Annotated in this window: 14 protein-coding genes and 1 other RNA gene; 6 read left to right on the top strand and 9 right to left on the bottom strand. The window is 59.9% G+C overall.

Translation table 11 applies throughout. From position 1 onward, the window contains the following. Nucleotides 1–136: 136 nt before the first annotated feature. Both ydiK and rprA read left to right on the top strand, forming a co-directional pair. Nucleotides 137–1,240, top strand: coding sequence for an AI-2E family transporter YdiK (gene ydiK, locus CYR52_RS15045; RefSeq protein ID WP_072930934.1), 1,104 nt, complete (start codon nt 137–139; stop codon nt 1,238–1,240). Nucleotides 1,241–1,493: 253 nt separating this feature from the next. Then, nucleotides 1,494–1,608: antisense sRNA RprA (gene rprA, locus CYR52_RS15040), an RNA gene on the top strand. A 308-nt stretch (nt 1,609–1,916) separates the two neighbouring features. On the opposite strand, the gene ppsA is transcribed toward rprA, so the two are convergent. Next, nucleotides 1,917–4,298 (bottom strand): phosphoenolpyruvate synthase, encoded by a 2,382-nt coding sequence (gene ppsA, locus CYR52_RS15035; protein WP_101828876.1) that lies wholly within the window; start codon nt 4,296–4,298, stop codon nt 1,917–1,919. A gap of 20 nt (nt 4,299–4,318) precedes the next feature. Further along, nucleotides 4,319–4,546: a hypothetical protein gene (locus CYR52_RS22690; RefSeq protein ID WP_165698422.1), complete on the bottom strand. Its 228-nt coding sequence runs from the start codon at nt 4,544–4,546 to the stop codon at nt 4,319–4,321. Between the two features lie 134 nt (nt 4,547–4,680). Here CYR52_RS22690 and ppsR point away from each other — a divergent pair, with 134 nt between their 5' ends. Then, nucleotides 4,681–5,502 carry a posphoenolpyruvate synthetase regulatory kinase/phosphorylase PpsR gene (ppsR, locus tag CYR52_RS15025; RefSeq protein ID WP_072930938.1) on the top strand — a complete coding sequence of 274 codons (822 nt, stop codon included), beginning with the start codon at nt 4,681–4,683 and terminating at the stop codon, nt 5,500–5,502. Between the two features lie 179 nt (nt 5,503–5,681). After that, nucleotides 5,682–6,728, top strand: coding sequence for a 3-deoxy-7-phosphoheptulonate synthase (locus CYR52_RS15020; protein ID WP_072930940.1), 1,047 nt, complete (start codon nt 5,682–5,684; stop codon nt 6,726–6,728). A 70-nt stretch (nt 6,729–6,798) separates the two neighbouring features. On the opposite strand, the gene CYR52_RS15015 is transcribed toward CYR52_RS15020, so the two are convergent. Together CYR52_RS15015 and CYR52_RS15010 are read right to left on the bottom strand one after the other, a co-directional pair. Next, on the bottom strand, nt 6,799–8,241 hold the full coding sequence (locus tag CYR52_RS15015; protein ID WP_101828875.1) for a protein adenylyltransferase SelO: 1,443 nt from the start codon (nt 8,239–8,241) through the stop codon (nt 6,799–6,801). 87 nt (nt 8,242–8,328) lie between these two features. Continuing rightward, nucleotides 8,329–9,057 carry an EAL domain-containing protein gene (locus CYR52_RS15010; RefSeq protein WP_072930944.1) on the bottom strand — a complete coding sequence of 243 codons (729 nt, stop codon included), beginning with the start codon at nt 9,055–9,057 and terminating at the stop codon, nt 8,329–8,331. Between CYR52_RS15010 and CYR52_RS22435 the strand changes: the two genes are divergently transcribed. Next, nucleotides 9,029–9,256, top strand: coding sequence for a hypothetical protein (locus tag CYR52_RS22435; RefSeq protein WP_146000765.1), 228 nt, complete (start codon nt 9,029–9,031; stop codon nt 9,254–9,256). The two genes, CYR52_RS15010 and CYR52_RS22435, sit on opposite strands and share 29 nt — an antisense overlap. Nucleotides 9,257–9,448: 192 nt before the next feature. On the opposite strand, the gene CYR52_RS15005 is transcribed toward CYR52_RS22435, so the two are convergent. The 5 genes from CYR52_RS15005 to btuC all read right to left on the bottom strand — a co-directional run bounded on the left by CYR52_RS15005 (nt 9,449) and on the right by btuC (nt 13,579). Continuing rightward, nucleotides 9,449–10,465, bottom strand: coding sequence for a lipoate--protein ligase (locus tag CYR52_RS15005; RefSeq protein ID WP_072930946.1), 1,017 nt, complete (start codon nt 10,463–10,465; stop codon nt 9,449–9,451). Between the two features lie 27 nt (nt 10,466–10,492). Further along, entirely contained in the window at nt 10,493–10,966 is a 474-nt protein-coding gene (locus tag CYR52_RS15000) for a C40 family peptidase (protein WP_072930948.1), read from the bottom strand. A 199-nt stretch (nt 10,967–11,165) separates the two neighbouring features. Beyond that, nucleotides 11,166–11,921 (bottom strand): vitamin B12 ABC transporter ATP-binding protein BtuD, encoded by a 756-nt coding sequence (gene btuD, locus CYR52_RS14995; protein WP_072930950.1) that lies wholly within the window; start codon nt 11,919–11,921, stop codon nt 11,166–11,168. Nucleotides 11,922–11,923: 2 nt separating this feature from the next. Beyond that, nucleotides 11,924–12,475, bottom strand: a complete 552-nt coding sequence (locus CYR52_RS14990) for a glutathione peroxidase (RefSeq protein WP_101828874.1) — start codon at nt 12,473–12,475, stop codon at nt 11,924–11,926. 75 nt (nt 12,476–12,550) lie between these two features. Then, nucleotides 12,551–13,579: a vitamin B12 ABC transporter permease BtuC gene (gene btuC / locus CYR52_RS14985; protein WP_101828873.1), complete on the bottom strand. Its 1,029-nt coding sequence runs from the start codon at nt 13,577–13,579 to the stop codon at nt 12,551–12,553. 156 nt (nt 13,580–13,735) lie between these two features. Between btuC and CYR52_RS14980 the strand changes: the two genes are divergently transcribed. Continuing rightward, the coding region (locus CYR52_RS14980; protein ID WP_146001345.1) for a hypothetical protein at nt 13,736–13,939 on the top strand (204 nt) is incomplete at its 3' end.

The raw sequence follows: 13,939 nt of genomic DNA, 5'->3' as shown, positions 1-13,939 counted from the left end.
TCACCTTACCATAAACTTTTTCGCCACAGGCGATTGCAACTAATCCCCCTTGCTGCGGGAAAAAACTCTTATAATGCGCCATGATTCAGCGGTTAGATGTTGGCATTGTTGCCTTTTATTGAGATGAGATCCTTCCATGATGTATTCGAATAAGAACTATGATCTGCCCCAGATTATGTTTGGCGTGCTGTTCATCTCGTTGATGACCATCGCCAGTATCTGGGTGGTACAGCCCTTTATCCTGGGGTTTGCCTGGGCCAGCATGGTGGTGATCGCCACCTGGCCACTGCTGCTTAAAGTGCAGGCGCTGCTGTGGGGGCGGCGCTCACTGGCGGTGCTGGTGATGACCCTGCTGCTGATCCTGCTGTTTGTGCTGCCGATTGCCCTGCTGGTCAACAGCGCGATTGAGAATGGCGCGCCGCTGGTGGATCTCGCCAGTGACCCGTCCAAGCTGCAACTGCCGACGCTGGAGTGGCTGCGTGACATCCCGATGGTCGGGAACAAATTCTACAATGGCTGGCACAGCCTGCTGGATGGCGGCGGCAGCGCGCTGATGGCAAAAATGCAACCCTATATCGGCCGCACGGCCAGCTGGGTCGGCATTCAGGCCGCGCACCTTGGGCGCTTTATCATGCACTGTGCGCTGATGGTGCTGTTCAGTGCCCTGCTCTACAGCCGGGGCGAACAGGTCGGCATGGGTATCCGCCACTTTGCCTACCGTCTGGCCGCGGAGCGTGGTGATGCCGCGGTGCTGCTGGCCGGCCAGGCAATCCGTGCCGTGGCGCTCGGGGTGGTGGTGACGGCGATTGTGCAGGCGGTGCTGGGCGGCGTCGGGCTGGCGATTGCCGGTATCCCTTATGCCACGCTGCTGACAGTGGTGATGTTTACCCTGTGCGTGGCCCAGCTGGGGCCGTTGCTGGTGCTTATCCCGGCGATCATCTGGCTCTACTGGTCAGGCGACACCACCTGGGGCACAGTGCTGCTGGTCTGGAGCTGCGTGGTCGGCACGCTGGATAACGTGCTGCGGCCGGTATTAATCCGGATGGGCGCTGATTTGCCGATGATCCTGATCCTCTCCGGCGTTATCGGCGGGCTGCTGGCATTCGGGATGATTGGGCTGTTTATCGGGCCGGTGGTACTGGCGGTTTCTTACCGGTTAATCTCTGTGTGGGTCAGCGAGGCACCGGAACCGGAAAAAGACAGCCGTGATGCAGCGCACGGTTTAGATGAATTAAAATAAAAAAAATGTGGGCGGATTAAGTAGCGTTACTGAATCTGCCCACACGCTTCTCCGGTTATTTTTATCCGCCTAACCCCGCCAGCCTGTTGATAAAAGCGGAACCTCCCCATTGGGAAACCGGTTTATTTATCATTATAAATAATCAAGGCGCGTTGAAACCCTTAAGTCAGCGTAATCATTTATCTCACAATGCCAGAATGATTAGGATGATTCTTAAAGACTCCTTTGCCCCACATCTCTAGTATTGTTGGTAATTCGGATTTCAACCCACTGATTTATATACAACCTTTCCCCTGAGTGAGTATAGTGAATCATCGAATTGCTGTGTGTAGTCTTTGCCCGTCATCCTATGATGGGCTTTTTTTTTGCTGATTTTCCAGGTAAGCGGATAATTACTCAGCATTTTAATTAATTGCCCGATGAACATGCGGTGTAGCTAATTCCCGCCCGGTATAAAATTCATCACGCTTATTTCCTCTGTGATGAAATTTTATTTCCGGTGAGGAAAATGTGTAGAAAACGCCGTAATGCCAGAAAAAAAAGCCTGCCGGGTAAATCGGTTTACAGCACCCTGCCGGCATCGGGTTTAAAGGTGCCGCCGAAAAAAAACACCACGGCGGCTGCCATGGTGTTATTCACGCGGCATGTTCTTAATACAGCAAGGTTTGCGCGGCCATTACACCGGTTTTTCTGCCAGCGCCAGCCAGGTCTGCACCACGGTATCCGGGTTCAGCGACAGGCTGTCAATCCCCTGCTCCATCAGCCAGGCGGCGAAGTCCTCATGATCGGACGGCCCCTGTCCACAGATGCCCACATATTTGCCCTGCCGTTTCGCCGCCTGAATCGCCATCGCCAGCAGCGCCTTCACCGCGTCGTTACGCTCATCAAACAGCGCGGACACCACGCCGGAGTCGCGGTCCAGCCCCAGCGTTAGCTGGGTCATGTCATTGGAGCCGATGGAGAAGCCGTCAAAGTGTTCCAGGAACTGATCGGCCAGCAGCGCATTGGACGGGATTTCGCACATCATGATCACTTTCAGGCCATTCTCGCCGCGTTTCAGCCCCTGCGCCGCCAGCTCGGTCACGACGGCTTCTGCCTGGGCCACGGTACGCACAAACGGCACCATGACTTCCACGTTGGTCAGCCCCATGTCATTGCGTACCCGCTTCATCGCCTCGCACTCCAGCGCGAAACAGGGTTTGAAGCTGTCAGAGACATAGCGCCCGGCCCCGCGGAAGCCCAGCATCGGGTTCTCCTCATGCGGCTCATACTTCTCGCCGCCGACCAGGTTGGCATACTCATTGGACTTGAAGTCAGAAAGGCGCACGATAACCCGTTTCGGCCAGAACGCCGCGCCCAGCGTGGCGATCCCTTCGGTCAGGCGGGCCACGTAGAACTCTACCGGGTCGTCATAGCCCTGCATCAGCCGCGTGATCTCTTCCTGCAAGGCCGGTTCCTGCTGGTCAAACTCCAGCAAGGCGCGCGGGTGAACGCCAATCATGCGGTTGATGATGAACTCCAGCCGCGCCAGCCCGACGCCTTCGTTCGGCAGGCAGGCAAAATCAAAGGCGCGATCCGGGTTCCCGACGTTCATCATAATTTTCAGCGGCAGCGGCGGCAGCTCATCAATCTCCGAGCTGTGGACGCTGAAGTCCAGCATCTCGCCGTAAACGTAGCCGGTATCGCCTTCTGAACAGGAAACCGTGACGTTCTGGTTCTCCTGCAGGCGCTCCGTGGCATCGCCACACCCGACCACCGCCGGAATGCCCAGCTCACGGGCGATAATCGCCGCATGGCAGGTCCGGCCGCCGCGGTTGGTCACAATCGCTGACGCCTTTTTCATGATCGGTTCCCAGTCCGGGTCGGTCATGTCGGTGACCAGCACGTCGCCCGGCTGGATGCGGTTCATCTCGCTGATGTCATGGATAACCTTAACCGGCCCGGCCCCGATGCGGTGGCCGATGGCACGCCCTTCCACCAGCACCTGGCCGCTGGCATTGAGCTGGTAACGCTCCATCACCTGGCCGTTGGAGCGCACGGTTTCCGGACGGGCCTGCACGATGAACAGTTTGCCGGTGTGGCCGTCTTTGGCCCACTCAATGTCCATCGGCCGTTTGTAGTGCTGTTCAATCAGCACCGCCTGCTGCGCCAGCGCCTGTACTTCCTCATTGGTCAGGCAGAAGCGCCCGCGCTGTTCTTCCGGCACATCCTCAATCTGTACCTGTTTGCCGTGCTCCTGGCTGTCGGCGTAGACCATGCGGATCTTCTTCGACCCCAGCGTACGGCGCACAATCGCCGGGCGGCCGTTGGCCAGCGTGGGTTTATGCACGTAGAACTCATCCGGGTTCACCGCGCCCTGCACCACCATTTCACCCAGCCCATAGGCCGCGGTGATAAACACCACCTGGTCAAAGCCTGATTCGGTATCAATGGTGAACATCACGCCGGAGGCCGCCAGATCGGAGCGCACCATACGCTGTACCCCGGCCGACAACGCGACGCCGCGGTGGTCGTAGCCCTGGTGCACGCGGTAGGAGATCGCGCGGTCATTGAACAGGGAGGCGAAGACATGCTTCACCGCCACCAGCACCGCATCAAACCCCTGCACATTGAGGAACGTCTCCTGCTGACCGGCAAAGGACGCATCCGGCATATCTTCGGCGGTCGCTGAGGAGCGCACCGCCGACGACGCGTCCGCATCGTCGGCGGAGAGCGTCTCGTACGCCTCACGGATCGCCTGCTCCAGCGCCGGCTGGAAAGGTGTTTCGATAATCCACTGGCGGATTTGGTTGCCCGCTTTGGCCAGTTGGGTGACATCATCAATATCGGTCTGGTCCAGCAGTTGGTAGATACGCTGGTTGACGCCGCTCTGATCGAGGAACTCATTAAACGCCTGAGCGGTGGTGGCAAAACCATTGGGCACAGAAACGCCCAGCTCAGACAGGTTAGTGATCATTTCACCCAGGGAGGCATTTTTACCGCCCACTTTATCCACGTCATGCATACCAAGCTGGTTGTACCAGAGGATATTACGCACGTCAGACTCTTTATTGGACATCGAAGCAATCCTTTTGACATTCAGTAAGATACAAACGGAAGCATTTCTGGCTGATTATTCAGCAATTCCAGCCTAGCACAATGATCCATACCGGTTGGATGGGTGAATCGATACAACTGTCGCAATCCCAACGCTTTAGGATTAATCCGCGCTGTTTCTGCCCCGGCTAAAAGACGACAATGGCTTGAGAATCCTGACTTTTGCCTGAAAACCGCTGCGGCGTGAAACGCATTTTCGTTTTCCTTCATGCAGGGAACAGGCATTCCTTGCCCGGCAGGAACGCGGCTGAAAGGCGCAAGCAGGCCCACTCGCCTGAACGTCTGCGCTGTGCCAGACTGGGATCAGGGCCGGTAGCGGCCACAAAACAGACAAGGAGACGGACGTGGAAAGGTGTGTGTTCTATATCTCAGACGGGACGGCCATCACGGCAGAAGTGCTTGGCCATGCGGTGCTGTCACAGTTTCCGGTGAAGGCGACCATTTTTTCCCTGCCTTTCGTGGAGAATGAGGGGCGCGCCAGGGCCGTCTGCCAGCAGATTAATGAGATCTACCAGAAAAGCGGCGTCCGCCCGCTGGTGTTCTACTCGATTATCTCCCCGGCAGTGCGGGACATCATCAACAGCAGCGCCGGGTTCTGCCAGGACATCGTGCAGGCGCTGGTGGCCCCGTTGCAGCAGGAGCTGGGGGTCGACCCGACCCCGGTGGCCAACCGCACCCACGGCCTGACCGAAAGCAACCTCGGCAAATATGATGCGCGTATCGCCGCCATCGATTACACCCTGGCGCACGACGACGGCATTTCATTGCGTAACCTCGACCAGGCACAGGTGATTTTGCTCGGCGTCTCCCGCTGCGGCAAAACGCCCACCAGCCTCTATCTGGCGATGCAGTTCGGCGTGCGTGCCGCCAACTACCCGTTTACCGCCGATGACATGGACAATATCCAGTTACCGGCCGCGCTGCGCCCTTACCAGAGCAAACTGTTCGGGCTGACGATTAACCCGGAGCGGCTGGCAGCCATCCGCGAGGAGCGGCGCGAGAACAGCCGTTACGCCTCCCTGCGCCAGTGCCGGATGGAGGTGGCGGAAGTAGAGGCGTTGTTCCGCAAACACCAGATCCGTTACCTCAACAGTACCAACTATTCGGTGGAAGAGATCTCCACCAAAATCCTCGACAGCTTCGGCATGAGCCGCCGCCTGTTCTGAGGGTTGGCCCGGCAGGTGCCCGCCTGCCGGTGCCGGTTTTTCCCCGCTTTTCCCCCTGCTGCGTCAATCCGGCCTGCATAACGCATCACAGATGGTTGAAATCATCGCCATTTGCTTTATTGTGATCGCCATCACTTCCCGGCATTCCTGCCGCTGCGAAGACCCATTTTGAGAGCGTTATGAACAAAACCGATGAATTGCGGACCACGCGCATCGACAGCCTGATCACCCCGCAAACCCTGGCCGACCGCCTGCCGGTTTCTGCGGCGGTGGCCCGGACGGTGACCGGCGCGCGTCAACGTATTGAACAGATTATCAGCGGCGCGGACCAGCGCCTGTTAGTGGTGATTGGCCCCTGCTCCATCCATGATGTGGAAGCCGCCATTGACTATGCCCAACAGCTTAATGAACTGCGCATCCGTTATCAGGATCGGCTGGAAATCGTGATGCGCACCTATTTTGAGAAACCGCGCACCGTGGTGGGCTGGAAGGGGCTGATCTCCGATCCGCACCTGGACGGCAGTTACCAGGTGAATCAGGGCATTGAACTGGCGCGCCGTTTGTTGCTGGCCGTCAATGAGCTGGGCCTGCCGACCGCCACGGAGTTCCTGGATATGGTGATCGGGCAGTATATTGCTGACCTTATCAGCTGGGGGGCCATCGGGGCGCGTACCACTGAGAGCCAGATCCACCGCGAAATGGCCTCGGCGCTCTCCTGCCCGGTGGGCTTCAAAAACGGCACGGACGGCAACACCCGTATCGCGATTGATGCCATCCGCGCGGCGCGTGCGGCGCACATGTTCCTGTCGCCGGACAAGCACGGCCAGATGACGGTCTACCAGACGGCCGGTAACCCTTACGGCCATGTGATTATGCGCGGCGGCAAAGCGCCGAATTACCATGCGGAAGATCTTCAGCAGGCGTGTGATAACCTGCGTGAATTCGCCCTGCCGGAACGGCTAGTGGTGGATTTCAGCCACGGTAACTGCCAGAAAGTGCACCGCCGCCAGCTTGAGGTAGCGGAAGACATTTGCGGCCAGATCCGCCGCGGCAGTACCCAGATTGCCGGGATTATGGCGGAGAGTTTCCTGGTCGAGGGCACTCAGCAGGTGATCGCCGGCGAGCCGCTGACCTACGGCCAGTCAATAACCGACCCGTGCCTCAGCTGGGGCGACAGCAACACGCTGCTGGCGATGCTGGCTGATGCAGTGGACAGCCGCTTCTGACGGCGTGCCCGCACCTGCCCGCATAAAACGAAAAAGCCTTGCATCCGCAAGGCTTTTTTATGTTTCCGGTTCAGCTGGAACAGGAGATTTCAAGGTGTTTGCCCCAGTCCGGCGGCAGGGCGGCGAAATCATCGAACGCCGGATCGTCGCTGTACGGGTCACGCAATGCCTGGTGCAGCCGCGTCAGGGTGCTGATGTCATCTTTCTCTGCACCGTCAATCGCCTGTTGCGCCAGATAATTGCGCAAAATGATGCGCGGGTTCACCGCTTTCATCGCCTGCTGGCGTTCGCCGTCGCTGACGCCCTCTTCCTGCAGCCGCTCACGGTAACCCTGGTACCAGCGGTCAAACGCTTCGCGGTCGATAAACTCATCACGCAGCGGGGAAACTGCCTGATCCTGCTGCACCTCACTCAATAACCGGAAGGTGCGGGTGTAATCACGACCCTCTTTGGCCATCAGGCTCAGCAGGCCGGTCAGCACGTCATTGTCTTTGGCGCTCTGGGTAAACAGCCCCAGCTTGGCCCGCATCTGTGCGCCAAAGGCCGCCATCAGCGCCGGTTCATACGCCTTCAGCGCCTCCTGCAACACCTCGGTGGGCATCAGGTCAGAGAGCGCCTGCGCCAGCCGGTGCAGGTTCCAGAAAGCCACCGCCGGCTGGTTGTCAAAGGCGTAGCGCCCCTGATAGTCAGAATGGTTGCAGATGTAGCCGGGCTGGTAATCATCGAGAAAACCAAACGGGCCGAAGTCGATGGTGAGGCCCAGAATTGACATATTGTCGGTGTTCATCACCCCGTGGGCGAACCCGACTGTCTGCCAGTGGGCAATCAGCCGTGCGGTGCGCTCCACCACATCGGTCAGCCAGCGGGCATAGCGATCCGGTGCCTGCGCCCACTGCGGCCAGTGTTTCGCGATCACGTAATCCGCCAGCTGTTGCACCTGTTCAGGCTGCTGGCGGTAGTAGAAGTGCTCGAAATGGCCGAAACGGACGTGGCTTTCCGCCACCCGCAGCAACATCGCGCCGCGTTCCTCCCGCTCACGGTAGACCGGCTCATCACTGGTGACGATGGTCAGCGCGCGGGTGGTCGGGATGCCGAGATGGTGCAGCGCCTCTGAGGCGAGGAATTCACGCACTACGGAACGCACCACCGCCCGGCCATCGCCCATACGTGAATACGGGGTCAGCCCGGCCCCTTTCAGGTGCCAGTCCATATGGCGGCCGTCCCCGAGCCGCTGCTCGCCAAGCAGGATGCCGCGCCCGTCGCCAAGCTGACCGGCCCAGACGCCGAACTGGTGGCCGCTGTAAACCTGCGCCAATGGCTGCATACCCGGCAGCAGCCGTTCCCCGGCCCAGACCGGGGTATGTTCCGCGCTGAACCATGACGCCTCCAGCCCCAGATCCTGGGCCAGTGGTTCACTGTGGTAGAGCAGGCGTGCACCTTTCAGCGGAGTGGGTGTCAGGGCCGTGTAGAAGCCCGGCAATTGGGTAAAATAGGTGTTATCGAATTGTGGCATAAAGTATCCCCCTGGTGACAGTGTAGAACGCCGGGCGGGGAATTCATACCAGACAACGGGCAGCAGACAGGGGGTTACCGGAAGGAATCAGCGAAATTCGGCGGGTTTTTGCAGCAGGCTGTCCAGTTGGTTTTCATCGCGGCTGGGCCAGAGCTGGCCCTGAACGCCCGCCAGCGGCAATTCAGAAAACGCATTGAAATAGGCGGGGCTGTCCACCCCTTCAATAATAATGCCGTGGCAGAAACGGTTGACGTTACGGATAAGCGAAGGCATCACGATGGTGAAGTGTTCGCCATCCACCAGTTGCCAGAAAAAGGTTTTATCCACTTTCACGTAATCAAACAGCCCGTCAAACAGCGGCGTCAGGGTGGCGTTGCCGGAGCCAAAGCTGTCCAGCCACAGGGTAAAATCACGGCTTAATGCCGCGAGCACCGGGTTACGTTTGCCGCTGGAGAGCGCCGGGTAAGACTCGGCAATCTCCAGGTGGACAAACGGCAAGGCGGTCAGGTGGCGGCGCAGCACCGGCTCCTGCACAATCGCCCTGGCACACGCCTCGCCGATATTCAGGTTCAGCGGCACACCCGCCCGGTGAAACCAGTCAGCATGGCGTTCAGCCCAGGCCACCTGCTCCATCAGCAACGCCACAATTTGCGGCCGATCGAGTGACTTCATCACCAGCTCGGTTGGGGTACTTAACTTATGGTCTTCACTGTTAAAACGCACGAGCAGTTCAACGGCCAGCAGCGACCCTTGCAGGGTATAGACAGGCTGGAAGAAAAAGCTGCTGATGAACGTCGTCTCGCGTTGTATTTTCATCTCAGTTCCGGGCAGGCATCAGGGCATAGCCGGCGTTATTTTTTCCGGCAAACGCCAGCGCGCACTGCCTCCGGCACTGCGCGCATTATGCGTAGATATAAAGCATTATGTTGTTTTCCAAGCAAAAATTAAAGGTGGGCCTGATTTTTTAAGAATTTATCTTGCCGGTATCCGGCGGGGAACCATCGCACTTATTTAAGTATTAACTGTATAAAAAATAACCAGCGAAGTCACGCGCTTCGCGCTTCGGTTCATCAGGCAACTGTTTAGACGGAAAAAGGGCCGAAACCGGCCGGAAAACCGGGTAACCCTGCAGGGCGGGAAGCCCTACGCCGGCGTTAATGATTGCTGGCCTTAACCATTATGATCACCGGCGTTGCCTGTGGGGCGGCTATTTCAGAACGCGCTCCAGCCAGTCGGCGAGCGCCTGGAATTCGGCCTGTTGCTGCGGACAGGCAGCGGCCATTGCCAGGCAGCGGGCCGCTACTGCCTCACTCTGGTAGGCGCAGCCCACCAGGTGCCCGGCCAGCGCCTGAAACGGCTCCGGCTGGAGGCTGTCGGTGAACAGTTGCGCGCGGCGGATATGCCCATGCTCAATGTCCAGATAGAGGTCAATGCCGCCCCAGACAAAACGCTCATCCAGCAGGTGGCTGAACGCCGGGGCCTTGCCGAAATTCCACGCCCAGCTGCTCTGTTTGGCAAACTGTTCCGGGAACCCCGGCAAGTCGGGGAAGACGTCGGGCGAGATCACCTCGGCCTCCACCTCTTCGCCATACCAGCTGAAAAAGGCGGCGATCACGGCATCACACACCTGCTGGTGGGTCAGGCCGGGGTGCAGCTCGCTGAGATTCGCCACCCGCCCGCGCACCGAGGTGATGCCTTTGGCCTGTAACTTTTTGATGTCAGGGTTCAGGTAGTCCGCCAGGCGGCTGAGGTCAGCATCCAGCAGCAGCGTGCCGTGGTGGAAACCGCGATCGGCGGTTTCGCGGTAGGCAGAGCCGGAAATCTTCCGCTCGCCCTGTGGCGTGCTGACCACCAGATCGTTACGCCCCGACGCCGACGCCGGAATGCCGAGCGCCTGCAAGGCGTTGAGGATGATCCGGGTCGAGACGGTTTTGTCATACTCCGGCTTACCGGCCATAAAGGTAAAGCAGGTGTTGCCGAGATCGTGGAACACCGCCCCGCCCCCGCTGCTGCGGCGCGCCAGTTTGATGCCGTCTTGCTCCATGCGCCGGGTATTGCACTCTTTCCACGGGTTCTGCGCCTGGCCGATCACCACGGTTTCTGCATTGCGCCACAGGAACAGTACCCGCTGGGTGGTCATCTGCCGGAAAATGCACTCCTCTACCGCCAGGTTGAACCACGGGTCATAGGAGTCAGAGATCAGTAAACGTAAACGGGGCGTCATGTACCCTCCTTGGGCTGGGGAAGCGTGCTAAATGCGCCGCGCCTGCCAATAGACGCGCTTCCAGTAAACATTATCCAGGGATGACCGGGTCACACCCTGGCTGGTGGAGGCGTGGATAAAGGTGTCATCCGTATCATAAATACCGACATGCAGGCCATTTTCGCCGCTGCCGGTCTTGAAGAAGATGAGATCGCCGGGCAGCAGTTCGTCCCGCGACACTTCGGTGCCGATGCGGGTCTGTGCTTTGGTGGTACGCGGCAGTTGCAGGTCAAAGCGATCCTGGAAGGTGAGGTAAACAAAGCCGGAGCAGTCCACCCCGCCCTGGCTGAGGCCGCCATAACGGTAGGGGGTGCCGTGCCATTGCCGGAGTTGGTCGTTAAGCTCGGCCACCACGGTGATGGAATCCGCCAGCCGGCCGCTGGGCGGCGGAGCATGGCTGCTGCACCCCACTAATACCCCGCTGATGAAGAGTATGCAGATGAGTAATGGCCAACGTCGCATGGCGGAACATCCTTGATGGAGAAGCAAAACCAACCTTATTTCCCAGCGGGAAACCTCCTTGCCCCGGCCTGTGAATGCCGCGGGCGCGCTGCTCAATGTAGCCTGATTTTTTTCCGCTTTCCAATGGAAAAACAGGGGTTTTGCCGCTAAACAGGCATTTTATACCGTATCGTCACGAAATTTGGCTTATTCCGCGGATTCAGGCCGTCCGGGTGATTAGCCACTGGTGCCCGGCGGCCTCATGCCGCTGGAAGGTCACCCCATACACCGGCTCAAGCACTGACGGTTGCATCACGGCGTCCGGGTCACCGGCGGCCACCAGTTTCCCCTGATGCAGTAACCAGACGGCGTCAGCCTGGTGCAGGGTGTGGTTGAGGTCATGGGCGCTGAGGATCACGCACAGGCCGTGGCGGCACACCTCAGCAATCAGTTGGTCCAGCGCGGCCTTTTGGGCCACGTCCAGACTGTTGACCGGTTCATCAAGCAGCAACAGCCGCCCATGCGGATTAAGCGTCGGCCAGATCTGGAGCAGCACCGCCATCAGCCGTACCCGTTGCCACTCACCGCCGGAGAGCATCGTGGTCGGGCGCGCCAGTTTATCCGCCATGCGAAGCCGGTCTGCAAGATCGGCGACCACCCGTTCTGCCGCCTGCGGTGGGCTGCCCGGCGGCTGGTGCAAAGCCAGATACTGGAACACCGGCATCATGGAAACCGGGGGCTGTTGCTGGCTCAGGTAGGCACGATGCCCGGCCTGCTGCCGCCCAGGCTGCGTAAGCAGCGGCTCACCGGCCAGCCGGGCGTCGCCACTGCCGGCAGTCACTCCGGCCAGGGCCGCCAGCAACGAGCTTTTGCCCGCCCCGTTTGGGCCGATCAGATGCACCTGACACCCGGCGGGCACCTCCGCGCTGAACGGGGCGAGTCGCCCCGCCACCGCAAATTGCCGGAGTTGCAGCATCACTATTTTGCCAGGGCGATCTTGATCGCTTCCATGATGATCGGATCCTGCGGATCCATGTCCGGCGCAAAGCGCTGGATCACCGTGCCGTCACGCCCCACCAGGAATTTTTCGAAATTCCAGAGGATATCCTGGGAGAATTTCGGTTCGCGGCCTTTGCTGGCAAGGCGGTTATAGAACTCGCTGCCTTCTGCCTGCACGGCCGTTGGGCAGGCTTCAACCAGCACCTGGTAAAGCGGGTGGCGGTTATCACCATTGACCTCGATTTTACTGAACATTGGGAAGGTGACGCCGTAGGTGGTGCTGCAAAATGCCTGGATCTCCGCCTCACTGCCCGGCTCCTGCCCGGCAAATTCATTGCTCGGGAAGCCGAGCACCTCAAAACCGCGCGGGTGCCATGCGTCGTAAATCCCTTGCAGCTGTTCGTACTGTTTGGTCAGCCCGCATTTTGAGGCCACGTTCACGATCAGCAGTACGGACCCTTTATACGCCTCCAGTGTGGTGGATTTACCGTCAATGGTTTGCAGCGGGATAGAGAAATCAACATTATTCATCGCATCAGTCCTTCTGTTGGAGTGTTCCGGGCAGCACGCTGCCGCGGAGAAAAGGGTAACCGGTGGACGGCGGCCTTACGCCTGCCGCTCTTTCAGCCGCACCAGCAACCAGATAAAGACCGGGGCGCCGAGGGTGGCGGTGACCACACCAATCGGCAGTTCCGCGGCCGGCAGCAGCGTGCGGGCCAGCACATCCGCCAGCAGCAGGATCGCCGCCCCAGCCAGGGCGCACCCCGGCATCAGGCGGCGCTGGTCAGTCAGCCCGCACAGCCGCAGGATATGGGGGATAACCAGCCCGACAAAGCCAATCACCCCGGCCAGCGCCACGCTGACCCCGACCAGCCAGCCTACGGCCAGTACCAGCAAGCTGCGCCACAGGGTGACGTCCAGCCCCAGTTGCCGCGCCTGCACAGCGCCCAGCGCCAGCAGGTTCAGGGCGTTGCCCTGCCCGCCCAGCCAGAGCGCGACCGGCAATAACCCCAGCATCAGCCAGCCCTGTTGCCAGTCCACCCCGCCAAACCCGCCCATCATCCAGTACATCAGCTGGCGCAGATCGAGTTCGGTGCTGAAGTAAACCGCCCAGGTCATCACGGCGCTGCAGACAATCCCCAGCGCCACGCCGACTAATAATAGCCGTGCATTGCTGAGTAAGCGTCGCCGGGCAACCATCAGTAACAAAAAGGTGACGATCAGCGCGCCGGCCACCGCACTCAGGCTGATAAGCCACCCCGGCAACACGCCCTGCCCCAGCAGCAGCGCCAGCACCAGTGCCACCCCGGCACCGTTGGCCACCCCCAGGAGTCCCGGCTCGGCCAGCGGGTTTTCAAACAGCGACTGCATCACGGCACCGGCCATTGCCAGGGCGGCCCCGGCCAGCAGCACGGCCAGTGTACGCGGCAAGCGGATCTGCCAGACAAACAAACGCGCGCCGTCATCCCACCAGTGGCGCGGTGTGATCCAGGCTTCCCCGGCGCTGAGGCTGAGCGCCACCACGGCCGCCAGCAGCAACGCCAGCAGTAATAGCCCACGGCGATCGCGACGCTGCTGTTGCCGCACGAGGTGGGAAAAGGTCAGGTCAGAGGAGGAAGCGGGAGCGCGGTGCATAACAGTTTCCGGATGCGGCAATGCCGATAAATCAATGGGATTGATCGTCCATCCTACCGGGAAGCGGGCGTCAGCTCCAGAGGGGAGCCACGGTGGCGTGCAGGCATAAAAAAATCAGGCCGCATTGCGCGGCCTGAGCGTGTGTTACCGGAATCAATGGCGCGGGCCATTCTCCTGTGGCGGCACCGGCCGGCCGTTACCGCCGCGGTGGTCGTCACCCCCGTGATTCCCCCGATCGCCCTTATTACCCTTACCAGGATTGCCGGGATGATCATTGCCGGGCTTGTCATGGCCGCGCGGGCCATTGTCATGCTGCGGGGCGTGTGGCGCGGCATTGCGTTGCGGCGGGCGGTGCGGCTG

This window comes from Chimaeribacter arupi (assembly GCF_002858805.1).
GTDB classification, from domain to species: domain Bacteria; phylum Pseudomonadota; class Gammaproteobacteria; order Enterobacterales; family Enterobacteriaceae; genus Chimaeribacter; species Chimaeribacter arupi.
The sequence above is the reverse complement of the archived record's forward strand: the minus strand, read 5'-3'. Positions and strand labels throughout refer to the sequence as shown.

Bases quoted from the DNA above. Each gene is read 5' to 3' on its own strand.
- CYR52_RS22435 (WP_146000765.1), top strand. From the start codon at position 9,029: ATGAACGTCGTCTCGCGTTGTATTTTCATCTCAGTTCCGGGCAGGCAT.
- CYR52_RS15020 (WP_072930940.1), top strand. From the start codon at position 5,682: ATGAACAAAACCGATGAATTGCGGACCACGCGCATCGACAGCCTGATC.
- CYR52_RS15015 (WP_101828875.1), bottom strand. From the start codon at position 8,241: ATGCCACAATTCGATAACACCTATTTTACCCAATTGCCGGGCTTCTAC.
- CYR52_RS15000 (WP_072930948.1), bottom strand. From the start codon at position 10,966: ATGCGACGTTGGCCATTACTCATCTGCATACTCTTCATCAGCGGGGTA.
- btuC (WP_101828873.1), bottom strand. From the start codon at position 13,579: ATGCACCGCGCTCCCGCTTCCTCCTCTGACCTGACCTTTTCCCACCTC.
- ppsA (WP_101828876.1), bottom strand. From the start codon at position 4,298: ATGTCCAATAAAGAGTCTGACGTGCGTAATATCCTCTGGTACAACCAG.
- ydiK (WP_072930934.1), top strand. From the start codon at position 137: ATGATGTATTCGAATAAGAACTATGATCTGCCCCAGATTATGTTTGGC.
- CYR52_RS14990 (WP_101828874.1), bottom strand. From the start codon at position 12,475: ATGAATAATGTTGATTTCTCTATCCCGCTGCAAACCATTGACGGTAAA.
- CYR52_RS15010 (WP_072930944.1), bottom strand. From the start codon at position 9,057: ATGAAAATACAACGCGAGACGACGTTCATCAGCAGCTTTTTCTTCCAG.
- btuD (WP_072930950.1), bottom strand. From the start codon at position 11,921: ATGCTGCAACTCCGGCAATTTGCGGTGGCGGGGCGACTCGCCCCGTTC.
- CYR52_RS15005 (WP_072930946.1), bottom strand. From the start codon at position 10,465: ATGACGCCCCGTTTACGTTTACTGATCTCTGACTCCTATGACCCGTGG.
- CYR52_RS22690 (WP_165698422.1), bottom strand. From the start codon at position 4,546: ATGAAGGAAAACGAAAATGCGTTTCACGCCGCAGCGGTTTTCAGGCAA.